The 24,588-nt window shown below is 48.4% G+C and carries 27 protein-coding genes; 5 read left to right on the forward strand and 22 right to left on the reverse strand.

What is annotated here, in order from left to right; all coding sequences use genetic code 11:
• Positions 1-79: 79 nt before the first annotated feature.
• Positions 80-1,195, forward strand: a complete 1,116-nt coding sequence (locus tag ASG16_RS09990; RefSeq protein ID WP_056494677.1) for an aminopeptidase — start codon at positions 80-82, stop codon at positions 1,193-1,195.
• Between the two features lie 50 nt (positions 1,196-1,245).
• Here ASG16_RS09990 and ASG16_RS09995 read toward each other — a convergent pair whose 3' ends face one another.
• Genes ASG16_RS09995 through ASG16_RS10015 form a run of 5 tightly spaced genes read right to left on the reverse strand, consistent with a single transcriptional unit; the run spans position 1,246 to position 7,284 of the window.
• On the reverse strand, positions 1,246-2,361 hold the full coding sequence (locus ASG16_RS09995; protein WP_056494674.1) for a HAMP domain-containing sensor histidine kinase: 1,116 nt from the start codon (positions 2,359-2,361) through the stop codon (positions 1,246-1,248).
• Positions 2,362-2,403: 42 nt separating this feature from the next.
• Positions 2,404-4,557 (reverse strand): serine racemase VanT catalytic subunit, encoded by a 2,154-nt coding sequence (vanT, locus tag ASG16_RS10000; protein ID WP_056494671.1) that lies wholly within the window; start codon positions 4,555-4,557, stop codon positions 2,404-2,406.
• Positions 4,541-5,341 carry a M15 family metallopeptidase gene (locus ASG16_RS10005; RefSeq protein ID WP_056494668.1) on the reverse strand — a complete coding sequence of 267 codons (801 nt, stop codon included), beginning with the start codon at positions 5,339-5,341 and terminating at the stop codon, positions 4,541-4,543. Before ASG16_RS10005 ends, vanT begins: the two co-directional genes overlap by 17 nt.
• Positions 5,342-5,344: 3 nt before the next feature.
• Positions 5,345-6,397 carry a D-alanine--D-serine ligase VanG gene (gene vanG / locus ASG16_RS10010; protein ID WP_056494665.1) on the reverse strand — a complete coding sequence of 351 codons (1,053 nt, stop codon included), beginning with the start codon at positions 6,395-6,397 and terminating at the stop codon, positions 5,345-5,347.
• A 5-nt stretch (positions 6,398-6,402) separates the two neighbouring features.
• Positions 6,403-7,284: a M15 family metallopeptidase gene (locus ASG16_RS10015; RefSeq protein ID WP_056494662.1), complete on the reverse strand. Its 882-nt coding sequence runs from the start codon at positions 7,282-7,284 to the stop codon at positions 6,403-6,405.
• A gap of 144 nt (positions 7,285-7,428) precedes the next feature.
• Between ASG16_RS10015 and ASG16_RS10020 the strand changes: the two genes are divergently transcribed.
• On the forward strand, positions 7,429-8,376 hold the full coding sequence (locus tag ASG16_RS10020; protein WP_056494659.1) for a helix-turn-helix transcriptional regulator: 948 nt from the start codon (positions 7,429-7,431) through the stop codon (positions 8,374-8,376).
• Between the two features lie 65 nt (positions 8,377-8,441).
• On the forward strand, positions 8,442-8,963 hold the full coding sequence (locus ASG16_RS10025) for a DinB family protein (protein WP_056494656.1): 522 nt from the start codon (positions 8,442-8,444) through the stop codon (positions 8,961-8,963).
• On the opposite strand, the gene ASG16_RS10030 is transcribed toward ASG16_RS10025, so the two are convergent.
• Entirely contained in the window at positions 8,960-9,736 is a 777-nt protein-coding gene (locus ASG16_RS10030; RefSeq protein WP_056494653.1) for a DUF169 domain-containing protein, read from the reverse strand. The two genes, ASG16_RS10025 and ASG16_RS10030, sit on opposite strands and share 4 nt — an antisense overlap.
• A 207-nt stretch (positions 9,737-9,943) precedes the next feature.
• On the opposite strand from ASG16_RS10030, the gene ASG16_RS10035 reads away from it, so the two are divergent.
• Positions 9,944-10,513: a hypothetical protein gene (locus tag ASG16_RS10035; protein WP_241970731.1), complete on the forward strand. Its 570-nt coding sequence runs from the start codon at positions 9,944-9,946 to the stop codon at positions 10,511-10,513.
• Positions 10,514-10,590: 77 nt separating this feature from the next.
• Here the strand turns inward: ASG16_RS10035 and ASG16_RS10040 are convergent, their stop codons facing one another.
• The 16 genes from ASG16_RS10040 to ASG16_RS10115 form a co-directional block, all read right to left on the reverse strand.
• Complete coding sequence (locus ASG16_RS10040) at positions 10,591-11,904, reverse strand: VWA domain-containing protein (RefSeq protein WP_056494650.1); 1,314 nt, start codon at positions 11,902-11,904, stop codon at positions 10,591-10,593.
• Between the two features lie 35 nt (positions 11,905-11,939).
• Entirely contained in the window at positions 11,940-12,140 is a 201-nt protein-coding gene (locus ASG16_RS10045; protein ID WP_056494647.1) for a hypothetical protein, read from the reverse strand.
• 32 nt (positions 12,141-12,172) lie between these two features.
• Positions 12,173-12,373, reverse strand: coding sequence for a hypothetical protein (locus ASG16_RS10050; RefSeq protein ID WP_235617602.1), 201 nt, complete (start codon positions 12,371-12,373; stop codon positions 12,173-12,175).
• 26 nt (positions 12,374-12,399) lie between these two features.
• Complete coding sequence (locus ASG16_RS10055) at positions 12,400-13,068, reverse strand: Tad domain-containing protein (RefSeq protein WP_056494641.1); 669 nt, start codon at positions 13,066-13,068, stop codon at positions 12,400-12,402.
• A complete protein-coding gene (locus tag ASG16_RS10060) occupies positions 13,069-13,515 on the reverse strand; it encodes a TadE/TadG family type IV pilus assembly protein (RefSeq protein WP_241970732.1) in 447 nt (148 codons plus the stop codon). It abuts the gene before it with no gap.
• Positions 13,505-14,227 carry a YciC family protein gene (locus ASG16_RS10065; RefSeq protein ID WP_056494638.1) on the reverse strand — a complete coding sequence of 241 codons (723 nt, stop codon included), beginning with the start codon at positions 14,225-14,227 and terminating at the stop codon, positions 13,505-13,507. The genes ASG16_RS10060 and ASG16_RS10065 overlap by 11 nt, the downstream gene beginning before the upstream one ends.
• A gap of 23 nt (positions 14,228-14,250) precedes the next feature.
• Positions 14,251-15,105, reverse strand: a complete 855-nt coding sequence (locus ASG16_RS10070; protein WP_056494635.1) for a hypothetical protein — start codon at positions 15,103-15,105, stop codon at positions 14,251-14,253.
• A gap of 15 nt (positions 15,106-15,120) precedes the next feature.
• The gene (locus tag ASG16_RS10075; RefSeq protein ID WP_056494632.1) at positions 15,121-16,263 is read right to left on the reverse strand and encodes a hypothetical protein; all 1,143 of its coding nucleotides are present in this window, start codon (positions 16,261-16,263) and stop codon (positions 15,121-15,123) included.
• A gap of 30 nt (positions 16,264-16,293) precedes the next feature.
• Entirely contained in the window at positions 16,294-17,727 is a 1,434-nt protein-coding gene (locus tag ASG16_RS10080) for a vWA domain-containing protein (RefSeq protein ID WP_056494628.1), read from the reverse strand.
• Between the two features lie 129 nt (positions 17,728-17,856).
• The gene (locus tag ASG16_RS10085; RefSeq protein WP_056495066.1) at positions 17,857-18,069 is read right to left on the reverse strand and encodes a hypothetical protein; all 213 of its coding nucleotides are present in this window, start codon (positions 18,067-18,069) and stop codon (positions 17,857-17,859) included.
• 100 nt (positions 18,070-18,169) lie between these two features.
• Complete coding sequence (locus tag ASG16_RS10090; protein WP_056494625.1) at positions 18,170-19,105, reverse strand: type II secretion system F family protein; 936 nt, start codon at positions 19,103-19,105, stop codon at positions 18,170-18,172.
• Positions 19,106-19,109: 4 nt separating this feature from the next.
• On the reverse strand, positions 19,110-20,036 hold the full coding sequence (locus ASG16_RS10095) for a type II secretion system F family protein (protein WP_056494623.1): 927 nt from the start codon (positions 20,034-20,036) through the stop codon (positions 19,110-19,112).
• Positions 20,014-21,402 (reverse strand): TadA family conjugal transfer-associated ATPase, encoded by a 1,389-nt coding sequence (locus ASG16_RS10100; RefSeq protein ID WP_056494620.1) that lies wholly within the window; start codon positions 21,400-21,402, stop codon positions 20,014-20,016. The genes ASG16_RS10095 and ASG16_RS10100 overlap by 23 nt, the downstream gene beginning before the upstream one ends.
• 28 nt (positions 21,403-21,430) lie before the next feature.
• Positions 21,431-22,588 carry a CpaE/TadZ family protein gene (locus tag ASG16_RS10105; RefSeq protein ID WP_056494617.1) on the reverse strand — a complete coding sequence of 386 codons (1,158 nt, stop codon included), beginning with the start codon at positions 22,586-22,588 and terminating at the stop codon, positions 21,431-21,433.
• A 3-nt stretch (positions 22,589-22,591) separates the two neighbouring features.
• The gene (locus ASG16_RS10110; RefSeq protein ID WP_056494615.1) at positions 22,592-23,422 is read right to left on the reverse strand and encodes a CpaB family protein; all 831 of its coding nucleotides are present in this window, start codon (positions 23,420-23,422) and stop codon (positions 22,592-22,594) included.
• Between the two features lie 96 nt (positions 23,423-23,518).
• Positions 23,519-23,974, reverse strand: coding sequence for a prepilin peptidase (locus ASG16_RS10115; RefSeq protein WP_056494613.1), 456 nt, complete (start codon positions 23,972-23,974; stop codon positions 23,519-23,521).
• Positions 23,975-24,188: 214 nt separating this feature from the next.
• Between ASG16_RS10115 and ASG16_RS10120 the strand changes: the two genes are divergently transcribed.
• The gene (locus ASG16_RS10120) at positions 24,189-24,503 is read left to right on the forward strand and encodes a thioredoxin family protein (RefSeq protein ID WP_056495062.1); all 315 of its coding nucleotides are present in this window, start codon (positions 24,189-24,191) and stop codon (positions 24,501-24,503) included.
• Positions 24,504-24,588 lie beyond the last annotated feature (85 nt).

Here is a 24,588-nt window from a genome sequence, read left to right on the forward strand (position 1 = left end):
CTGGCGAGCCCTCGTTCAGTTATGTAATAATACAAATTAATCATTAATCAAAATTATTTTACTACGGAGGTTACCACCTATGGCAGATCCACGCATTAATGAACTGGCAAGCCGTCTCGTCCGTTACTCGCTTCATTTGCAAAAAGGCGAAAAAGTTCTAATCGAAAATACAGGCCTGCAACCTGAACTCGTTCGTGCACTTGTGCGTGAATCATTTGCAGTTGGGGCTCTGCCTTTGGTCACCTTGAAAGACCAGGAAGTCATGCGTGCACTCTATCAAGGCACGAGCGAAGAACACATGTCCCTGATGGCAAAATACGAGTATGACCGGATGAAGGACATGGACGCTTACATTGCTATCCGCGCCTACGACAACATCAACGAGTATGCCGACGTACCGGAAGACAAAATGGGCATTTACGCTCGCGTCCTGTATCAACCTGTACATACGAACGAGCGCGTTCCGAACAAACGCTGGGTTGTACTGCGCTACCCGAACAAGTCGATGGCGCAACTGTCCAAAATGAGTCTCGAGGGCTTTGAGGATTTCTACTTCTCCGTCTGCAATCTGGACTACGCCAAAATGTCCGCTGCCATGACTCCGTTGAAAGAGCTGATGGAACGCACTGATCGTGTACGCATCGTCGGTCCAAAAACGGACCTGCGCTTCTCCATTAAAGGAATCAATGCCATCAAGTGCGACGGCAAACGCAATATCCCGGATGGCGAAGTATACACCGCTCCTGTGCGCGATTCCGTAGAAGGAACGATTTTCTACAACGCGGCATCGATCTACAATGGCATTACCTTCAATGATGTTCAGTTCACTTTCAAAGAAGGCAAGATCGTGGAAGCGACAAGCTCCAATACCAAAGCATTGAACGATATCCTCGACACGGACGAGGGCGCACGCTATATCGGAGAATTCGCGATCGGCTTCAACCCGCACATCCTCCACCCAATGCTGGATATCCTGTTTGACGAAAAAATCGCGGGCAGCTTCCACTTCACGCCAGGGAATGCTTACACAGTAGCAGACAACGGCAACCGCTCCTCCATTCACTGGGACTTGGTCCAAATCCAACGCCCTGAATACGGCGGCGGCGAAATCTGGTTTGACGATGTGCTGATCAGAAAAGACGGGCGCTTTGTTTTGCCAGAGCTGGAAGGCTTGAATCCGGAGAATTTGATTTAAACGAAATCTATCAAGCCGTACTAGCAAAGGGGCTATCTAGAAAGTCGTACTCACTGACTTTCTGGATAGCCCCTGCTTCCGTTTGGCAACCTGACCTCAAAACATGTACGAATCAAATCACTTTGAACAAAAATCGTTCCCCGATGCTTCTCGACGATATTTTTGGCAATAAACAAGCCAAGTCCTGTGCCTCCCCCTTGATGCGTTCGCGCTTTGTCGCCCGTAAAAAACATTTCAAAAATATGCGGAAGCGCCTCTTCGGGTATCTGGTCACCATAATTCATGATTTGTACAACCACTTCATCTCCCTCACGATAAGCGTTCAAATCGATAAACTGACCATCTCCCCCGTAGCGTATCGCGTTAGTCAGGATATTCTCAAATACGCGCGCCAACAGCTCCCCATCTCCCACGATCACTAAATGAGCTGCAATCGTACACCGCGCGACCAGTTCATTTTTCTCAAAGGAAGGATACATTTCTTCATTTAACTGGACAAGCAATTCGCTCAAATCAATGACCTTTTGCTCGATGGTAACCATGCCGTAATTCATTCTCGTAATTTCGAAGAGCTCATCAATCAGCTTTTCCAATCGTTGTGACTTGGTAAAAGCAATCGTCGCATAATGCCGCATTTGTTCTTGTGACATCTGCTCGTTTCGTAAAACTAAATCTAAATAACCCAGTACAGATGTCAGTGGTGTACGCAAATCATGCGCGAGATTCAAAACAAGCTGATCCTTGCTGCTTTCGGCGAAATCTCCTCTTTCTACCGCCTTTTGCAGCATTTCACTTGCCAGATTGATGTCCTTGGCAATATCTGCGAACTCATCATTGGATGGAATATGGACATGCCGTGTAAAGTCTCCACTGGCGAGATAATGAATGCCCGTGGAAATCTCCCGAAAGTAGCCCGCATACCGTTTGGTCAGGAGATAGAAATACAAGATCGCAATGGGAACAAAGACAAGCAAAAAGAAATTGATATCCCCCATCTCCTTGATGAAACGGCGAACCTGGGCGAGCGGATCTTCGTACTTAACCTCCATCCGATAGTAAAACTGGAGTACTTTATAGAGCAAAAAGGTTACGATACCGGCCAGAAGCATGCCAAGCCCAAGAAGCCCAAGCATTTTGGAACGAAAACTATGTCTCCTCTTCACCATAGAAAAAATGAACCACTCCCTATACTCGTTTTCGTCCAGGGCTCAATCATGATAGATTCTTGTGACACGTTCTCCCAAATGGCTTACCAGCTCGTTCGTAATGGTTTTACACGGTTGGGCCATTTCCTCGGCAGTGATACCCTCTTCTTGATCTCTGCCGATAAAGGTCACAACATCCCCTCTTTGCACCTCTTCTATATCTGTAATATCTACGATAAGCTGATCCATGCAGACAAAGCCAATAATCGGTATCCTTTTTCCTTTGATCAAGCAGGTAGCGCCCGCATGTGACAGCATGCGCGGAACCCCATCTGCATATCCAATGGATACGATTGCGATCTTACTGTCTTTCTGTGCTGTGTGGGCACGTCCATAGCCCACGGATGCTCCTTTTTCCACTTGTTTCACCTGCACAACTCTTGCTTTCAGTGATAACACAGGTCGTAGGTCGACACTTGTTTTTACCTTGTCTCCCTGCTTGCTCAACATTCCGTAGAGAGCAATCCCAATCCGAGCATAATCGTATTGCAGCTCCCCGTAATTCAGCACGCCGTAACTGCTTTGAACGTGCAGCTTCTGTGGATCGATCCCCATTTCTTTCAACTGTTCGATCCCTTTCTGGAAACGGGTGATTTGATTTTTCGTGTATTCGATATCCGAAGCTTCCAAACTGTCAGCCACACTCAGATGCGTAAAGGTACCGCATACCTGCAAATTTTTATATCGATACATGGCCGCAATTTTTTCCGTGTGGTCCCAAGATTCCCCGAGCCTTCCCATCCCCGTATCGATCTTGATATGAACAGAGATTTTCACGTTGTAGCCATTGAGTTTTTGGGCATATTCGTCATCTACTACGGTTTGCGTCAATCGGAAACGGGCAATTTGGCGTATCCGTCGTTCATCGGTATAGCCAAGCACCAGAATCTCCCCTTTTACGCCCTTCTTCCTTAGCTCGATTCCTTCGTCGATTGTGGCAACTGCGAAGTGATCAATCCCGAGCTTGTTTAAGAACCTCGCGATTTGCCAACCGCCGTGGCCATATGCCTGCGCCTTTACGACTGCCATCACTGCACAATCCTTCGGGAGAACCCGCTGAATTTCCCTTACATTATGTTGGAGATGAGGAAGATGGATATCAGCCCATGCTCGCCCGGTTTGATCCGGTTTCTTCCCTCGCATGCGCTGGATCACCTTCATCGCCATCACAGAAAGAACAAACGACAGTACCGTGACCAGCGTAAAATGCACCAAGCTGTTTTCAACAAGCAACGGTGTCAGTCCCGTTACTTTGGCCGCTGCGCGAATGAGCACAATACACAGCGGATGAATGACATACACATACAGGCTCAGCTTTCGTAAGGTTGGGCGATTTCTGCCTTTCCCGAACAACAGAAGTTGAAAGAGAAAATACATGCACGGTATCAACAAAATGTACATACTGTCATGGCGTTGCAGTTGATAAGCGTGCAAAAGCAAACCTTCCATTACCAGCATGCTTCCGAACAATCCAAGTCCGATAGCATACGGTACGACCTTTTTCTTTTTCCGTCTGCGGGTATTGGCAATCATCCCTCCCATGACAATAAACACAGGGGCAAAAAATATACCGTTCCGCGTGTAATCAAACAGGGTAAACATCGATTGGTAGATACTGTCCACATACGGATTCATCTGTGCAAATCCAAAGTAGCTGTCTCCCAATAGCCCGATGCCATACAACAGCAAAGTCACCCAAAACGTATTCCATGCGGATAGTCTTGTATACAAAAAAGTGCTGATACACACCCCCAGCATGATTCCAGGGAAATACCACAGATGATACAAGGTCCCGTTAAACAAGAGGTCCTTCACTGCTGAAAATACGGTAAATTGATCCGTGAAATACCCTGCGTATACATTCACGGGAAGATAGAGAAGAATCGAAAGCAAATAAAGCTTCCCTACCTTCCATAAAAACTGCTTCAGCATAGACGCATTTCTGTGGCGATCTGTGCCAAGCTTTTGCAAGAAGAAGAATCCTGTGCACATAAAGAAAAACGGAACCGCAACCCTGGCTATTGTTCGTGTCAGTGTAAAGTCAGCCCATTCACTTATGGACAGCAGGGGAGAAGTATGGATTGCGATGACAAGGATCGCTGCCATGATTCGAAATCGATCTAGCCCGCCATACTGCTTTTCACTCCCCGCGTTCATTACGTGCCTCCTGATGAAACACCGTAATGATAAAGCCATCCACGTTGTTGCCCGATATTTCGTAGCTCTCACCAGTCACAATCGGGATGTGCGTAACTGTATCAGTAGCCTTTACATAGTAGATTTCCATGCTCTTATCATCCACTAGCAAATGCTCCTGATGGAATTCGTAGTTTTTCACATACTCGATATACTCTTCCAGACAAAGCTGAAGCTTTTCCATCAAAACAGCATGCGGATAGCCCACATATCGAAAATGCCAAGGCTCATCCGAAATCCCTGTCAACTGCTCCTTGTCTTTGTCGTAGCGTTTGATAAACCCATATTGACTGGCGCGTTGGCGAAACATTCGACATACGCCATGATCGGGAAAAGAAGGGCAAATAAAATCGATCTCCTCCTTCTTTTCCCCTACATCTATCGCAAGCCCTGTCTGATGCTCACTTTCATTCGGGCGCGCTACATATTGACTGGTAAATACCTGTCCATTTTCGAGCAGGGATTGATCATAAATATCCTTTTGTTCCGCCTTGCTGCGAAAGCCACTGACAGGCACAATTGTATGCTCTGCGTTACAGGCTTTCAGCAGTTTGGCAAACATCTTCGCAGCCGTGTTTTCCAGCATCATATTGTTGTGTGCTCCGTCAATCAGCCGCATACGGTTCAGCAGGATACCGTCGTCTGTTTGCCAGCGGATCGGGTACTGACGATTCACCAAAACCAGATGGCCGTGATGCAGATTGTCGCTGTTCAAAGAAATCGTCGAGACGTGAGGTTGTGTCATCGATTAGTCCTCCTCCAACGCTAGCATAATCAATGTATCCAGAAGCTCTTTATAGGAAATCCCCGCAGCACGCAGCATGCTTGGATACCTGCTCTTCGAGGTAAAGCCGGGTATCGTATTCACTTCGTTAAACACAATATCTCCGTCCGGTGTGACAAACATATCCACGCGAGCGAAGCCACGACAGCCAAAAACCTGATAGAGATGGGTGGCTGTTTGCTTGATTTTATGAGCGAGTTCGTCGTCAATTCTTGCTGGGACATGGATATGGGCAGTTTCCAATGAATACTTTTCTGTATAATTGAAGAAGCCTTGGAGCAATTCGATCTCATCCACTTCCCCGACAATGACCTCACGATTTCCTAGAACCGCGCAGCCTACCTCAAATCCCACGATGTTTTCCTCGATGACTACTTTGTCATCATGCAGCAGGGCGTTTTCTATCCCGAAAACCAATTCCGATGGGCTGTATGCTTTCGTAATCCCAATCGAAGACCCTGCCTTAGCCGGTTTGACATACAAAGGGAATCCCAGTGCTTCGGTGGCAGATTGAATAGTTGCCAGATCAGTATTTGGATAAACGGTAATGGATCTTGGCGTTTTGATATCGGAGCTTTCCGCCAGCGTGTGGGCAATATCCTTGTCCATACAAATAGCAGAGGATAGCGTGTGACAACCGACAAAAGGAATTCCGGAGAGCTCCAATAGCCCTTGCACCGTTCCATCCTCTCCGTTTTTGCCATGCAAAATCGGGAACACCACATCAACCTTCGTGACCATCATGGCACCGTTCTCCTGTGTTACGATTCCCCGCACCTTTCTGCAAGGAGAGAGAAAGGCAGGCACACACGACTCACTTTGATGCCAACTGTCATTCCGAATGCTTTCGATGTTGCCGGTATAACGAAGCCATTGCCCTTCCCTTGTAATTCCTAGCAAAATCACCTCGTACTTTTCCAGACACAAACTCTCCAGCACCGAACTCGTCGATTTAAGGGATACTTCATACTCCGAAGAACATCCCCCAAACAAAATCGCGACAGTCAATTTCTTCATTAGATTCACTCCTTCTGTTCCTCGTTGACGTAGCTTGTCACAATCACGCCGCCCATGTTGTCACCCGAAATCTCATAGTTGCTCGTAATCGGTACTTTGATCGTCATCTCTTGATCGACAGGATAGTAGTTAATTTCATAGATTTTCCCATCGTTTGTCACGGAGATACTTCTTTTTTCTCTTAGGTAATCCAGGTATTCTTCCAGCGAAAAGTTATTCTCCTTCATGATCGCGCTATGCGGCAAACCGACATATCGGAAGTGCCAAGGCTCGAATACCGTTCCTGTAATGGCTACCTTGTCTTTCGGGTAGCGCAAAATAAAACCGTATTTCCACGAATGATCTTCCAGCCACTTGCCTTCAGGGGCGTGCTCCATTTTCATTTGCGTCGATCCAATATCCAGCGCGGAACCTACATTGTGTTCGCTATAACCGCTTGGCATCGCGATCGCAGGCCCCATTTCTTCATACAGCTTCTCTTGTTCTTCCATACTTCGATAACCGCTGTTCAGGATAAAGTGGCTCACGTCATCTTGTTGCGCAGCTTTGACCATCTCCAAGAATACTTTGGCTACACGCTCCGACACTTCGAGTCTATGATCGAGCAAAGTATAGCCTTGCAACAGTTCTTCATGCTCAGACAACCGAACCACATCGTTTTTTACCCCTGCCTCATGAACCGGATAGTCTTTATTGACCAAGAGAAGGTCTCCCTGATAAATTTGATCTTTTGTTATTTGTATCGATTGATACTCCACACCCACACCGGTAGCCTCTCCCACTGTTTCGATATGTCCGCCAACATTAGGTGGTCCTTCTGTAATTTTTTGAAAAACGATATATCCAAACAGCGATAAAATGACAAGCCAAAAAACCCTCTTTTTCATTCACAGCTTCCTCCTTCACTTACACTTGTAGGATAGGGAAAACTGTTAAAATAAAAAGTAGGGTAAATCTAAAATAATTTTAAAGATGTCCAATCATTTTTATAAAGTTGCTTAGCTGGATAGAGAGGAGGTCAGCAGCCTAGCATGAATAAAACAGACCGTCTGTTGGCGATCGTTCTGGAACTACAGCGAAAAGGTACGTTGCGCGCAGAAGATTTGGCCGCGACCTTCGAGACGAGCGTCCGGACGATTTATCGTGATATGCAGGCATTGAGCGAAGCAGGCGTCCCCATCGTTGGGGCACCGGGTCAGGGATATTCGTTAATGGAAGGGTATTTTCTGCCGCCCGTCAGCTTTTCTGTAGAAGAAGCCGTTGCACTCTTGATCGGAGCAGACTTGGTCGAGCAAGCATTTGACCAAAACTTTGGCAACAGCGCAAGAGCTGTACAGCGCAAAGTAGAAGCGATCCTGTCTGCGGATGTAGGCGAACAAGCCAGCCGTATCCGCTCAACCTTTCGCCTCGTAAGCCCCCGAGCAAACAATCTGCGCGAGCAGGAAAAAGCGCATGCACAACTCCTCCACGATGCGATCATCAATGAACGGAAGGTACGATTCCGCTATCGGAGGGGTACGCCCGGGGAGGGGGATGATCGTGAAACAGTGCGTGATGTTGCTCCATATGGTCTGGTACTGGTTCGGGGTTCTTGGATACTGCTCGCACATTGTGATCTGCGACAGGATATTCGTCGATTCCGCCTGTCCCGCATGAGCGGCCTGATTGTATTGGAAGACCGCTTTCTCCTCCCTGACCATTTCCATTTTGCTGATTACAAGCCTCTCGACGATCGGTACTTGGAGGTGCAGATCGTAATCAGCCCAACTATCGCTGATCGGGTAAAAGAATCGGGCTATTTTTTTATCGAAGAGATTACGGAGCATCCGGACGGCTTTCTCGTCAGATTGCGCGTCAGACAAATCGAAGAAATATTGTCTTGGGTACTGGGGTTGGGGGCAGATGCAGTTGTTCTTATGCCTGAATCCTTGCGTAACCGAATTCGCGAAGAAGCCCAAAAATTATTAGAACGCTACTGACATACTGCTGTCAGGAGCGTTCTAATATGATAAAAGCAAGAAAACCAAGAGGAGCTGATTCGCCCATGAATACAAAGGAAATCGTGAACAAATTTGAAGACGTGACAAACCACTACCTGGATGAATTAGAGGGCTTCACCATGGAACAACTCCTGCAAAAACCAAGTGAAGAGGAATGGTCGATCGGTCAAATGTACCTTCACTTGATCCAAACTGCCCGCTATTTTCAACTGGGAAGTCTTGAGAAGTGTAGACAAGGAGGTCCGGCTGTTACAGAAGCAGGTACCGAAAAATCCGAGATCGGACAGACGATATTTGCTCAAGGCTCCTTGCCTCCCATCCGCGTGAAAGTCCCTGCCTCTCCGGAGTACACACCTGCACAACCGGAGAGCAAGGAGCAATTGCGTGATGGACTCATCAGCGTGCTCGCACAAATGAAAGAGCTGGAACCGACTCTGGACGAAATTCCTGCGCATCACACGGTGGCTCACCCAGCCTTCGGTTCGCTGACGGCCAAGGAATGGTTTGCTGTCGTAGAAATGCACTATCGCCATCACCTGCTCCAGCTCAACCGACTGAAGGGTTAGTTTTTTTCTCCAAACATCCCTGCAAGCTTTTGATAGGTCGGCGGAAACTCTGCCTGATAACGCAAGAAGGACGGGATCGGGTAGCGGATTCCGCCTTTTTGCGTTCCCGCTAATCCCTCGACCAGCTCGGCGGCATCGCGAAAATGAAAGCTGAAGGCCATCTCATGATCCTGTGTCTGGGCAAACAATCTATCGCCATAACACGGTACGATCACTTGCGGCTGTCCCGTCTGGATCGGCTTGATGGCGATGTCCGCACAGTCGGCCCGACTGGAAAAGGTGGACGGAATCGATCCACCGCGCTTGTACAGCATCCCCGCCACCAATCGCATGACCTGAGCCGCATTGCCGTAAATCACCACGACATCTGGCTCAATTTCTGCCCGCTCCAGCGGAAACGATACGTAGTAGCCGCTTTCTTCTGCTGAAAATTTCGGGACATCCTCCTCACTTTTCGCCCCATTTTCCAATGAATCTGTATACATCCCACAGGCGAGATGCCCCTCTGAATAAAACGCCGGCTGCTCTTCATAGCCAAAAGCCACCTGCGCGATCGGACAGGACAGATCGGCTCCATTCATCGCGATGCTCCAGCCATAACGCCGTGAAAAACCGACAGCTTGGCAAATAGTAATCGGATACCCCAGATCACGGACAGGTCGCTTTGCCTTTGATGGCAGAGCGGCTTCTTCTTTTCGGATGCTAACTCCTACAGGAAAGGTCTCGGTCCTGACATACATTTGAAGCGCTTGATTCAGCTCGATAGCGTTCATTCCATTTACCCCCTCGTTTTTCACATACACTGCCTATGATCTGAATTTTTCGTCTCTTTTTCCCAAAGTCCTGTCACTCCCTCTCTTTTTCTCGAAGCTTACAACATCGTAAGGTAATGGAAAGGTTAATCGATAGGGAGTCGAAACAATCCCTGTTAGGATAAAAAAAGACTACATGTATGACTTGGGATGGCTGGAGGGTTCATAATGTTCACAATGAAAAAGTTCGCATGGCTGGGTACGGCGGTTCTCGTCTTTTTGTTAATGGGATGCTCCTCCAGCTCACCAGATACAGTACATGGGCTCGGAAAAGAAGAAGCGGCGCAAATCGCTGCAGCCGCTGTTAGACAATATTATCAGATGGATGTTGATACGACTGATCGGGAAATCACGCTGGAGGACCCAACCAATTCGGTATATAGAGGAGTCCCTGTTCACGCTGTACTGAAACGCGAACCTGTGAGTGGCGATGTCCATGGCTTTCACGCCATCATAGAACCGAAGTCCAAGCAAATTCTTTCCCTGTCGATTGACGTTATTGGAATAAACGGAGAAATGGCGACAAAAACGATGACAGAAGCAGATTTGGAAAAGACGGCATCGGATTTCATCCGCTCGAAAAACCTGCTTGCGACGAACGACTTCCAATTGGTGAAAGCTTCTGACGCTCATTCCAATGACGCCAAACGTTACTTTTATTACACAGATGGCCTAAATGATGTGGCAATCGGAGTGGACCCAGGCCTGCAACAGGTCGTTACGTTCACATATGATTGATGCTCCCACCCCTTTACATTTACAGTGGGTTCTCCGTTGCGACTGCAATCGCTTTTGTAACGGGGAACCCATTGCTGTTAGTTTCCGCTGTATTTATCCTCAATTTCTTCTCTCATTTCCTGATAGGTCTCGGTTGTGAGACTCACCAAGTAATTGGTAAGCTCCTCCTTGGACTTTGTAGCCAACGCTTCTCTTTCTTGCCTTTTCCCAGTAAGGTACTCCCTCGCTTCATTGCCAATCTTTCCATTCGCAGACAAATGCTCGATCGCCATTCCTATGTTCAGGCTCTCCCGCCAGTTTTTCTCGTACCAGTCCCGGTCGTAAGCATCCACCCATTTTTTGCGGTCGATCAACACAGCGTCTGCTTCTGTCAAAGCATCCCGTTTCCACTGCTCCCACTTCTGGGCAATTTCTTTCGCGCGTTCCAGCTCTTGCTTGAACTGCTCGCGGTTCGTCACATTTGCATACAGACCTTCTGACGCGTGAGCAATCTCCTTCAATTGCTTCTGCCCATCTGCATTCACGTCAAAGCCGATGACGTTCAACAACGGCATAATTTTGGACTGGGACAATTCCTTGGCTACTGCCACCGGGTTGCCATCGCACGTCTCGATACCGTCACTGACCAGGTAGATAACATTCGTATTTTTATCCGCTTCGAATCCCGCCAAATCTTCCTGAGCGAGACGCAAGGAGTGCGCAATGGATGTCCAGCCCGTCGGCTCAAACATGCCAAGTGCTTGCTCAAGACCTTTCGCATCGTAGGCTTGCAATGGATAGACCATCTCGCTACTGCCGCAGGAGAGCTGTTTATGCTCATTCGCATTGCTGCCCTTATGTCCATACACGCGCAACGAGATTCTCGCCTCTTCAGGCAGTGCTTCCGCGAATTCCTGAATCGCTTCCTTGGCGAGCTGCATTTTCGTTTTGTCCCCAATTTTTCCAGCCATGCTGCCGCTTGCATCCAGAATGATTTCTACGTTGAAATTCTCCCGAAACTGAAAGCGGGCGTCCTCGATGTCAGGACTGCCATACGAAGCCATTCTCCAGCGGTCTACAACCATTTGGGGACTGAGGTAATCCTCAGAAAACAGAGTGAGCAACTGATTCCAGTACAAATCCAAGTAAGCATCATTCATCCCGTCGACCAGGGTAGGCATTTTATCCAAAACCTGTACGATCTCCGCTCGATGCGGATAAGCTGCGTGGAAAAATTGTGTGCCAGCAAGCGGCCCGGGCTGTGAAGCAATCAATTCCTGTGTCGTCTGCGGCCATTGATTTTGCCCGATCCCTGTACCCGCTCCTATTGCGCCCAGTGAACAGCCAGAAAGCAGCAGCATGATCATGATGCTGTTGATCAAGAGCGACATCCGCATTTTAGTGTTACGCATTCGGTCATATCCTCCTTGCCTAGTTGCCCTGTTGATCAGATCGCCGCGTTTTTCTTTCGGATGAACGCCAGATGGTTTCTTTTGATAAAAGGCATACCGATGGCGAGTATGAGCAGTTGCAACGGAAACTCTTCTCGATAAAATGCGCCGATGACCGTAGCCGGTACGATCAGGGCGTAAAAGTAAATCATCATGTATCGCCAAAAGCTCTGCCAGTTTCGTTCCTGTCTGGACATGGCCTACTCCTTCCTTCTCATCCACTTGATCATCACCGACTCATTTCTTTTCGTCGCAAATGGTCCATGCCAGCCTGTTCAATATACGGAAGGGCAAACATAAAAAAGAGCAGTGCATACGGAAGCTTTTCACCCAACGCCATGAACAGACAGGACAGCGGCAGGAAGACGCCATAGATGATCACCGTCATTCCATTCCAGAACCGCTGCATTTTTTGTAGCTTTCTTGTCATGCCATTTCCTCCAATGCGCGCCGTTCCTACATAGGGATACGCAGATTCGCCCATCCGCTTACTTCATCAATAAAACCGATCCGTCTGCTTTCCCCTGTCTGGTAGATTTGCTCGGAATAGGCAGGAATGAAGTCAAAGCCCATCGATTCCGATTCGTACTTTACAGAAGTTGTTACTTCAATCCGATTGTCACTGTTGAACAATTGGACGGACGAGCCGCTGAGCGTTGCATTGTTGTCTGATAGCACTTTGGCAACCACCCCAGTAATTTTTGCTGTTGCCGTTTGCAAGCCAGCATAGACATAAGTCTGCAACTCAACATTGCTTGGCAATTCGTTGCTCAATACCAAGTCAATCGCACCATATTCAATTTCACTTTGAGACCAATCGGCGTGCGATGCTCTCATCTGGCTCTTGGCAGCTCCTAGTTTTAGCGTGAGATAATTTTGGTCATAATACCGCTGGGGTGACGCATCATGTATTTTAATAGCCCACTCCATCTCATCATAAATATCCTTCACCGCCGCAATACTCGCCTGCTGCGCACTGTTCGACGCCTGCTCCTTGTCTACAAAAATGGTCGAAAAGTTGAAAAGCGCAACAAACACCAGCATGAACATAAACCAGTAAATCGTCAGGGTGAAGATCGTCATATTTCCACGTTCATTTTGCAAGTGACGCAGTATACGTGCCATCTAGTTCATCACCCTGCTCTTCATTTCCCGATCAAAGGAGATATATCGGTCCTCCTTTTTGATATAAAGCCAGTCAGGAAGGAACCCCAACTCCATCTGCACGCCGACCTTGGCGGTAAAATATCCGCTGCCTTCCCATGTGATACCGCCTCCATTGTAGGAGATGTAGCCTCCAGCAGCATCCACCACGTTCTTCGCAGCTTGCATGGCTTCACCCGAATTTCCCGTTATGGCATACACCTTCGCCGCCTCATTTGCTGCCGACTGAGAGATGATTACGCCGTAGACACCCACAAGAAACTGCCAGCAAATCAGCATGATCAGAAAGACGAACGGCAGTATGGCGATAAACTCTACGGTGACCGAGCCCTTTTCATTGGAAACGATCTTTTTCAGGCGCATTCTTCGCTCATCTCCTCCCGAACTTATTTGCAAGCTACCTTTCATCGAGCAGCAATCCCCCTGCTACAGCCGCTTCCGCTCTTGCCGCCTCGTCCTTCCATTTATTGACGTACATCATGAACATGACCGCAAAAAACGGAAGAACAATCACATTGAGCAACAACTCAATAAACATAACCGCCCCGAAGGTCGCTGTAATCGACGTGACGAGGAACAAGCCCGCCATACTGATTAGCCATTCCACCACACTCACCAGTAGCAACAGGCCAAAGATTTGGAAGAAATGCTTTTTGCCCATTTCCATGGCAGCTCGCCAAGAGCGCCAAGCCGATTGTTTTTTTAGCACGACAAAAAACGGCGTCAAATAGAACAAGACCATCAGAATCAACCCGGGTATCATGAACAGCATCATTCCTGTAGAGACAAGAAAGCTAAACACGATCCCCAATACAAACACGGAAAAGCTGTGTTCAAAAAATGCCCGAAATGCCTTTCGAATTGGACGCTCATCACCATCCAGATCACTTTGGACATACTGGGCAAAAGGGATCTGGAGGATCAGCAAAAACAGAAGAAGTAAAAACAGATTGAAAAAGCTAGCGACGAATTTGGCGCCCGTGATCGCGGCGATCAGATTCAGGTAGTTCAGCGTAAAGTTGTGGATGATAAAAAATGGAACCACGAGCACGGCGGACAAGAGCAGCAACGATTCGATGTTCCGTGCATAAAAACGAATGCTTTCTTTGAAGGGATGCATATGGGTTCCTCTCACCTTTCCTGTTAAGGGTTTCGCAGCTTATCCATCAGCCCGTTTTCCAAGATGGTCATATTAAGCTTCTCGTGGGCCTCCCGCAACTGTTCAACCGAATGGAAAGACTCATGTTTCCCTGTCGTATGCGTTTCAAAGCTCTTCACGGATTCATTGGCAATATTTCGCAGCGTTTTGTCTTTATAAGCAGAGAGCAAGTCGCTCAGCTTTTTTCGTTTCTGCTCCTGTACCCGATCCAGTTCTACTCGATCCGCTTGGAAAAACTGGTAAAGCCGATCCACCGAGTCTTTGATCAGCACCTGTTTGCGAATACGATCATACAAAATGTAGTCGGATTCAAATAACACATCCCGCAATGCCGTTTCTTCTCCCGCGATGACGTAGTTGCGCGCGAAAAATTGATTGAGCAGATCCATCCCTCGATCATAAATGACACGTAGCTGGTCCCGGCTTTCCATCATGGTTTTGCAAACGTCGATCAGCTTCTCTGCATCTTGCCGAAGCACCGTGTCCATCTTATCCTGGTAGCTGGGCAAAAGCGCCCTCAGATACTCGTATTTTTGCTCGTACATCTCGATCGGCTTATCCTTATCAATGGCCAGATTGTTCTTAATCTTGCGCCCCGCATGTGCATGCACCAAAAACAGTTTCACTACGGGCTCTGCTTCATGGCGGCGAACCACTTCACCATCCGGTCGCAACACCAAGTACCCGACAGCGTCTTTTTTGCCCCATTTCCAGTACGCCACATGGTAGTAATATTCTCCGTCTACGTAGGCCGGGTAATTATACAGCTCTGTCCTCTCTAAAAAACGCTTATTCCGCTCGATCTGAGCCTGAACCTGTGGTGTATTCACGACTTTCATAAGCAAGGACCTCCGTTACGCAAATAAGGATTTTACCCAGCCAACAGCTTTACCGACCCCATCCCGGATTCCACGGGTAATCGCTCCTCCGGCTAGCTTGTCAGCGTACTTCACGAGTTTGCTCAATCCCCACAAAACCGCACCAGTGACAACAAGCACACCGCCTACCGCCTGCCCACCTGGTATGACAGAAGCAATGACCCCTGCATCCATCAGCACACTGCCAAAATTACCGACGCCATCCACAAATTTCTCATTTTGTGTAGCTTCATTCTGGCTCGGATCAAACGCCATACCAAAACTACCGAACGTATCCATGATGTCAAACGGAAGGCTGATCGCTGCTACGCCCACATTTAAGCCCTTTACGATCCCCGGCATTCTGACGCCGGATGGATTTGCCGAATTTGTGAGCTGACCACCTTGGAAAATATCTCGAAAACTGTTATTCGGCAATTGCGCCAACACAAATTGATAGTTGGCCCACGCGTTCATCCCGTCGAGTGAATCGACACCCAAGCCTGTTACTGTGTTTACATACGGCGTATTCTTGAAGGCAAGATCAAGGCCTTTTATCGCCAGATCTCCCAAGAACAAGCCTTTTCCACGAAGTCCCGCTGCCATGTCTACTTCGCCATTCATGAGCAAATCAGCGCTGTATGCCAGCGTACCGCCCATGACGTCCTTGAACGTCCATTTGACTGCACCGTATTCAAGCGTCTCCGTCATCGGCTTCGGGCTATCAGGATCGACGCCGGGTTGCTGAGAAGAAGGCATCTGTACATTCGGTGCCGGTGCAGTTGCATTTGGCGCTTGCGGGTTCGAGTAATTGACGTTTGGCCCCTGCAAATCAGGTGCTTGCGGATTTATCTGATCCCAATTTGGTGCTTGCGGATTCGTCCGATCCCAGTTCGGAGCCTGCGGATTCAGCTTTTCCCAATCAGGAGCCTGCGGGTTTAGTTCCCACTGCGGCGCTTGGGGGTTGAGCTGCTCCCATTGTGGCGACTCCAGATTCGGCTGATCCCACTTCGGGGCCTCGTATTGCAGTCCTTGATACTGCATGGAGGCTGCCAGACCCACCAGCGGAAACAGATTCATCATAAGAATCAGAAAAGCGAAAGTAGCCGCTGCCACTGGGCCTCTTAACCATTTCCTCACTTTACAAACCTCCTTTTGGAGATTTCGTCTCTAGTTTGTTTTCGTGTTTTGTGCAAACTTCTGGTTGATCGCATCCACGGCTTCCTTATAGGACTTCTCGTTCAAGGTATCCAGGAATTGCTCCAGTTCATCTGCCTTTTTCTGCGCGATTTCTAGCTGCTCATCGTTCAACTTCCGCAGACGATCGGCGAACTCATCTGAAATCATGTTGTTTGCATCCATGGTCATGATCGCAGATGTTAGATCATGATTTTCCCGTTTGGCGATACGGCTCCATTTCAAAGCAAAGTGACTAATGTCGATCGATCGAGAACTACGAGTGGATACGGCTTGGTAGGATGCATTGGCTTTCCACTCTTTCCACTTGTTCGCGATTTCTTTCCCGCGATTGAATTCGTCCTGCAGCTCCTTCTGATCTTGAATCAGAACATAGCGGCCTCCTGCTGCCTTTGCGACTTCTTTCAACTGCTGCTGCCCGGGACCGTCTACCCCAAATCCAATCACGTTAATAATCGGCGTAATCTCGGATTGGGCCAACTGTTTGGCAGCTTCGACAGGGTCACCATCGCACGTTTCGATTCCGTCACTGACTAGGAAGATCATATTGGTGTTCTTATCTCCGGGTAATTTGCTTAAATCCTTTTTCGCTTCCTGCAAAGAGTAGGCAATCGGAGTGTATCCGGTAGGCTGGAACTGATTTAAAGATTGCTGCAGCTTTTCTTTGTTGTAAGGCTGCATCCCGTACACCAGTTCACTGCTGCCGCAAGATAGTGCTTGATCCGACTCTTTCCCGCTGCCCTTGTGCCCGTATACGCGCAGTGCGACATTCGCCTGTTCCGGCAAAGATTCAGCAAAGGCTTGAATCGCTTCTTTGGCAGCATCCATCCTCGTCTTGCCGTTCGATTTTGCGGCCATGCTGCCACTCGCGTCCAGGATAATCTCCACATTGTAGCTTTCTTTAAACTTGAACCGCGGATCATCGATGTCCGGATTCCCAAATGAGGCCATTTTCAGTTCATCCATGATTTGTTGCGGATCAGGGTAGCTCTGTGCAAACAGCCCCAACAAGGCAAGGTAGTATTTGTTAATCATTTCTTCGTCCGGGTTTTCAACAGTAGGGAACTTTTTAAGTTCAGGCAATACTTCTTCCCTGTTGTTGTCATACGAAACCCCGGAAAAACGTCCTGGCGGCGAATTGACGAAGTCCTCTGTCGTTTCCCGCTTTAGCGGCATTCCTTCCTGTGCCATTGCCTCCAACGCTTTTACCTTTTCTTCTCGCGTCATCTCGGGATTTGGCTCTCCTGTTTGGTCTGGCGGTTGGCCTTGCGCAGGCGGTGTTTCCGTGCTTGGTGGTACAGAAGGATTTTGCCCCTCTGTGTTCTGAGGTGTATCCGGCTCCTGCGAACACGCCGTTAACAGGCTCAACAGGAGGATCACTGCAATTATTCCCTTCACGAGTCTCATCAAAGTGCTACCTCCTGCTTGATTTCGACTTGCTATGTATGAAGCGCCATATAGTTCAGGTGGTGAAGAAGCATTCCTCCACCACCTCTTTTCCATATGCTCATCACCAATAAAGCATTCAATGGTTGATTAATTTCCGTCTAATTTTTTGATGATATTGCTCAATGTATCCCCAATGGATTCTCCAACGAGTGCGGGGTCGGTATCAAAGTAGGCGATAACCGCACCAAACACAGCGATGACCACACCTGCCAACGCGATCCACTCAATCGCCTGTGCTCCTTTTTCGTTTCCAAGAGCTCCCTGACCTTTTACATACCATTTCAGCATCATGCTTTTCATATAAAATCTACTCCCTTCATGATTTGGATAATGAAAAAATAAAGAACTGTGCACTCCCATCTCGCTGACGGGCATCACCTCCTAAAAGTGAAGCCATGGATCATGGCATGACGTCGGAAAACAAGCTGACGTTCTCCAAAATATTCAATACCATCAAACCGCCAATCAGGATAATCGCTGTAGGAGTCACGATAAACGTGGTGATCAGGGTTACTTTTGGCGACGCCTTGGCCGCCTTTTCCTTGATCAGCTCTTTGCGGATTCTCCGCATGTTTTCCGCCTGTGCCTTGAACGTGACGGCAATCGGCACCCCCAAGCGCATCCCCTGAATGAGCGCTTTGATCAGCATTTGAAACTCCGGGTTGTCGTTTCTTCGCAGCAATTGTTCATACGCCTTTTCCCTCTGCACACCGAGATCCAGCTCTTGATTGAATCGAGAAAACTCTTCCCGAATCGGCCCTTCAAAAAACTTGATGACTTCGCGCAAAGCCTGATCGAGACTCACCCCCGCCTGAAGCGTCACGCTTACGGTGTCGAGAAATTCAGGCAGGTCATAGCGAAGCTGCTGCTGACGATCGCGCGCTTTTTTCTTCAACAGAAGGATGGGCAAAAAGTAGCCAATCAACGGCCAAGCGATCAAACCTAGATGCGAGAAGGGAAAGCGAAGAATGAAAAACAGCGTGCCGGCAATAATGCCGAGCAGAGCCATGAAAATTTTGACCCCTTGGAATTGGGCCACGGTCAAATCTAGCGGTCGCCCAGCCTTTAGCAACCAATCCTCAACCTCATGCGACTCACTGAAAAAGTTGATGCGCTGCCCCATGACAGCATAGTCGTCTCCGTACCGAAGCAATCGTTTGACCAGGCGCTCGGATGAGGTTTCCTGCTTGCGAACGCCGTAATTTTTGTGCCCGCTCATCTCATGGACATGGGCGAGCAGCTTTTGCTTCTCGATGGAGTAGCGATACCACTCCTTCAAACAGATGGCAAACAGCAATAGAAACAAGAACACGCATGTAATTATGAGAGCATCCATGTTTTCACACCTTTATGTTGGTCACTTTCTTTACGAGGATATAGGACAGGAGTGTTCCGATTACAAACAACCCCAGAAGAAAAAGACCAAATCCGGAAAACAACGGATCCATGAAGCCTTTGTTCATCATGTTCATCATCAGCACCAGGGCAACTGGCATGATCGGCACCAAGATAGAGACGTATCGCTGTTCTGCCGTCATCGTCTTGATTTCCTGATTCACGATGCGGCGATCCTCCAATGTCTCCGCCATTTCTTGCAGCACCTGGCTCAAATTCCCCCCTGCGCGCCGTTGAATCAGCAGGGTAGCAGTAAAGATACGGAATTCTCGCGTCGGAATTCGTTTTTCCATATCAGAGAGCGCCCGGTCAAAGCTGACGCCTAGCTGCAGCTCACGCGCCATGCGACTAAACTCATCACCAGCGGGATAATTCATCTCCTTGGCTACCAGTGAGATCCCCTGCGAGAGCGTAAGACCTGCACGCAGCGAGTTGGCCAAAAGGCGACAAACTTCGGACAACTGTTCATTCAATCGCTCCTGGTATTTGTTGCGTCGGACAAAGAACAGCACGTTCTGTATGAGATACATCACCACTGCCCCGATCATAATGTTAAAAGGAAAAGAAATATTCACGATGTTACTGAGCAAGAAGGCGAGCACCATGGTACCTACGATCAAAATTCCGTAAAACTCCGAGGGAGCAAGCGGAAAGTTCGCTTTGATCAGCTTTTTTTGGATTTCCTTGGCATAGGGCGTCTGGTCAAATTTATCTCCCCAAACGATGACGACGCTTTTTCGTTTTCCCTTCACTTCGAACCATTCTTCCGCTTTCTTTTTCCATTCGGTCTTCTTGGCCCGATAACCGAGATACTCGTAGATGCCCCAGATGCCAAACAACACCGCGAGACTAAACAGAATGGGCATGGTCACGTTGCTTCCCTCCTTCCGCCCTGAATATGGATTCATCCAGATTGATTCCAAAAACTTGGAGCCTCTCCAAGCACCGCGGGATCACCCCCGTTGCCGTAAAGTAGCCAAGGACTTCTCCTTTCGCGCCAATCCCCTTCCGCTGGAAACGAAAAATCTCGTTGACCTCCACTCGTTTATCTTCCGTTTTCGCTACTTCCGAAATCGAAACGATTTTACGTGTTCCGTCTGACAGGCGTGTGACCTGGACGATGATATCCAGCGCACTGACGATATATTCACGGACAATCGTAGAGGGCAAATCCATCCCGGCCATAACGACCATCCCTTCCAAACGGTTAAAGGCATCCTGTGGTGAGTTGGCGTGGACAGTGGTAAGTGATCCTTCATGCCCGGTATTCATGGCCTGCAGCATGTCGAATGCCTCTGCACCCCGTACCTCCCCGACGATGATGCGGTCTGGCCTCATCCGCAGGGAGTTTCGCACGAGCTGACGGATCGTGACTTCCCCTGTTCCCTCCATATTGGGCGGGCGTGCCTCCATCCCGATACAGTTGGGGTGAGTCAGCTTCAACTCGGCCGAATCCTCAATGGTAATGACACGTTCATAGTGCGGAATAGCTTTTGCTGTCGCATTCAGCAGCGTCGTCTTACCACTACCCGTACCGCCAGAGATCAGCACGTTCATTTTGGCTTCCACCACGGCTTGAATGAACTGAGACATCGGTTGACTGAAAGAACCAAATTGCATCAGATCATCCATCAAGAAAGGCTCTTTGCGAAATTTACGGATCGAAACAAGTGTGCCATTGAGACTGATCGGAGGGATGACAGCATTCACGCGGCTTCCATCCTTCAGCCGGGCGTCGACCATCGGCGAGCTTTCATCGATTCGTCGTCCAAGCGGTGCCACAATCCGGTCCACGATATGCCGCAAGTGTTCCTCGTCGCGAAATTTTAAATCGGTTAATTCCAGCCTTCCTCGTTTCTCGATGTATACCAGATTGTGTCCGTTAATCGAGATCTCCGTGATTTCCGGATCGGCGAGCAGCGGTTCAAGTGGACCAAGCCCTACCGATTCATTGATCAAACGAGTCAGCAGGATATCCTTTTCATTTCGCGGAATGACTACTTTTTCTTCCGACATGTATTGGGAGACGAGACGTTCGATTGCGAGACGCATCTCATCTGAACGAAGGCTGGTCAGTCTCTCCAGATTGGTCTCCCGCAAGAGTCGGGTCTTGTAGTGCTCAGCCAGCTCGTCGATGTACGGATTGAAGGAAGGAGCTGCTAATGTGGCAGCGAGTGTCGTCTGCTTTGCCTCATCCCCTGGCGCTGTCTGCTCTTGCTTTCGTCGGAATAAAGCCATCTAACTCCCACCTTTTTGAACTTCCTCTTTATGACAGTTTTTTGAGTACCCATTTTCGGATGTCTTTCGCAGCCGGGGAGAGCTTCTTCTCATTCGCTTCCTTTTGCAATGGTCGGCCTTGATTGACAGCCGCTTGCACTCCTTGATGATCTCTGCTGATTTCAGCAGTAATCGGTGCGGTGAATAATCCTTTCAAATCAGACACATTCAGTTCGTTATCCCTTCCCACCTGATTGACGATCACCTCGAGCCTGCCTGCGGTATCAATTCGCAGACGTCGGAACAGGTCTTCCACGAGTCGGTAAATTTGAACGGACGGTGTGTCCAGATTCATCACGTAATAAATCATGTCCGACTCTGACAAAGCGGCAAAGGTAAGCTCGTTCATATGTGTTGGCAGGTCGATAATCACAAAGTCATAACTGCGGCGGCTAGCGCGGATCAACCTGGTGACAAATGCCTCGGACATATTCTCCGCCGTCTCGGCATCACGCGGGCTGACGAGTACCTCCAGCTTGGAATGGTTCTCCCTCTGGGCTACATTGCGAATATGAAATTCGTTGATTTCGTCCATAACCGGCATGAGATCGCCCAATGTACGGTTGTTGTCAAAGGACAAGAAGGTTTCGATTCCACCGTATTGAAGATTGAGATCGATGAGCAGCACACTGGCCGTAGATTCCAGCTTCAACGCTTGTGCAAAGCCCGTTGCTAGTTGGGTTCGTCCGCTTCCCCCTTTTCCGCTGTAAAAGGAGTACACCTTTCCCCGTCCTCGAACGAAAGCTTTGCCGGATGCATCTGTGCCCTTTTTTCTCTGTTTGATCTGAGATAAATCTGATATTTTGTCGAGACGATCGGATAACAGGTTGAGCTCATCAGGCATCACGATGTATTCCACCGCACCCGCGCGAACGACATCTCGCAGCAGGACAAAGTCCTGTTTTTCCGTAAGATAAATGAGGATGCCCTCCGGGAGCTCGCCTTGTATGTATTGCACCAGCTCTACTCCTGCTCCGTCTTCTGGCTGCACAAGCAAAACGACATCGGGTCCAATCCGGTCAATTTCTTTTTTCACTTCGATGGAAGTCGTGTAGCGCACTTGCTCATACGGGGTCAAAATGTCCCTCAGCATGTCTTTTACAGAGTCGTAATCCGCAACGACGAGAATCTTCATATCTTTGTTCATGACTTACCCTCCGGTTTTCGGTGGTTGATTAGTTGGCTGTGGTGGTACCGAAGTTGGTTTCGTTGGAGGCTGGGCCGGAACCGTCGGTGGTGTCTGTACTGCCGGCTGCCCTGCTGCTGGTGGTGTGACAGGCGGTGTCGCAGGCTTCGCTTCAGCCGGTTTGCCAGACGGTTTTGCCTGTTCCGGCTTGGGCTCCACAAACGGATCGGGAATACCCAAGTCTCCTTTGCCCACATTCGCTTTCAAAATGCGAACCATCTGGGCATAATGCTGCTGGTGAATGAATTTCGGCGCTTCCTCAAACGGCAGTTCAAGAGCTACCCCCTTGAAGCTGTTCTCCGATTTGGCCACCATCGCGACTGGCACGTCTTTCATGAACACTTCCGTCATTGGCTTCCCGTTCACCTCATGCGAGATGATGATGTCCACCCGATCTAACGCCTCCAGCTCCTGGTCAAAGACGACATTGTTCGATGAAAACACCGTTACGAGCCTGTTGTTCTGGTCCCGCACAACATTGGCTGGCTTCATGATGTTTTTGGTGATGACGTCTCCCTTTGACAAAGGAACGATCGTAACTTGATTTTTCAAACTGGCTTTATCGATAACGTACGAATCATCCGCGTACTTTTTGGGGATTTCCCTTACCGTCAATTGGTCGGGTTGAATCAGTGCCCGAGATGGAATATCTGCATTTGCTTCGTATATTTCCACCATTTCACCCAGTTGCGCATTCAAATCCTTGATTTTTTGCAGAAACAGAAAGCCCGCAAGTGCAGCAAGTAGGAACGATAATACAAGAAAAATAATTGCCCTACGTTTTGATTCCAACATCAGAAGATTCCCTCTCTTTTCCGAAAAATCCATTCATGTTCATACTTTGTCGTTTTATTGCCAAGATTCTGAACCCACCAACTTATGAGAAAGGCACTAGGAATACATGATCATGACCAGCATGATACTGGTCCCACCCGCGACAAATGGAGCCAACGGGATCTCTCGTCCGAGCTTCATCCTGCCTGTCATTTTGGCGATGGCCCACATGGGAAGCACACTGACTCCCGCAAGCAGATACGTAAGCACGAGCACGACCAACCCCGCTTGCCATCCAACCGCTGCGCCGACCAAAGCGAGCAGCTTAATATCTCCTCCGCCCATCTGGCCGTTGCTGATCACCGCCATAAGTAATGAAATTCCCCCCAGCACAATAACTCCCATCACATAAGTCAGCCATTTCTCTGGATGAAGGTATGCATGCAGAACGAGAAAATATACAATTCCCGGAAGCGTCAGCCAGTCGTAAATGAGACGGCGGCGTAGGTCGGTATACATAGCGACTGCCATTACGAAAATAATGGGAATGATGACATACCAAGATAACACCATATGTCCTCCTTCCTGCTTTTTGAGGAAAATTTCACCATTACAGACTGTGTATTTGGGAAATTTGTTGCAAAAATATCCAACTTTTTTGGATGTTTTTTTGGAAAAGCGCTTTCATTCCCTTGGAGACTACCTCCGTTGTCGTTTCATGAGGCAAACATTTTTTTGTGCTATTCTAGTAGAAATGTACGGCGACGAAAGGTGGATATACCGAACCATGCAGGAGTATCTCGAACTGACTGAACTACTTGCAGAGATTGAACGTCATCCGACGAGTCTGATGTTTATAAAAACGGCAAACTGTGGTGTTTGCGATGTCACCTACGTTAGAACGGTAGAACTGCTGAAACAATATCCACAAGTGAAAAGTATGGTGGTATCTATGGAGAAAATACCCAATCTTTCCGGAGAGTATCTCGTATTTACTGCTCCAGCTATCCTGTTGTTTATGGACGGAAAAGAAATATTTCGGCAAGCCCGGTTTGTATCATTTGACGAGCTGGAGCGTGTTCTGACCTCCATCACTTGCTAAAAATTCACATTTCCTTTCACTGTAAAGGTTTGGATAACCTCTCTTTTGATGATAGAGTAGAGAGTATGAACAAATCAGAGTGGTA

It is taken from the genome of Brevibacillus sp. Leaf182 (genome assembly GCF_001423865.2).
In the GTDB taxonomy this organism is placed as follows: Bacteria; Bacillota; Bacilli; order Brevibacillales; family Brevibacillaceae; genus Brevibacillus; species Brevibacillus brevis_C.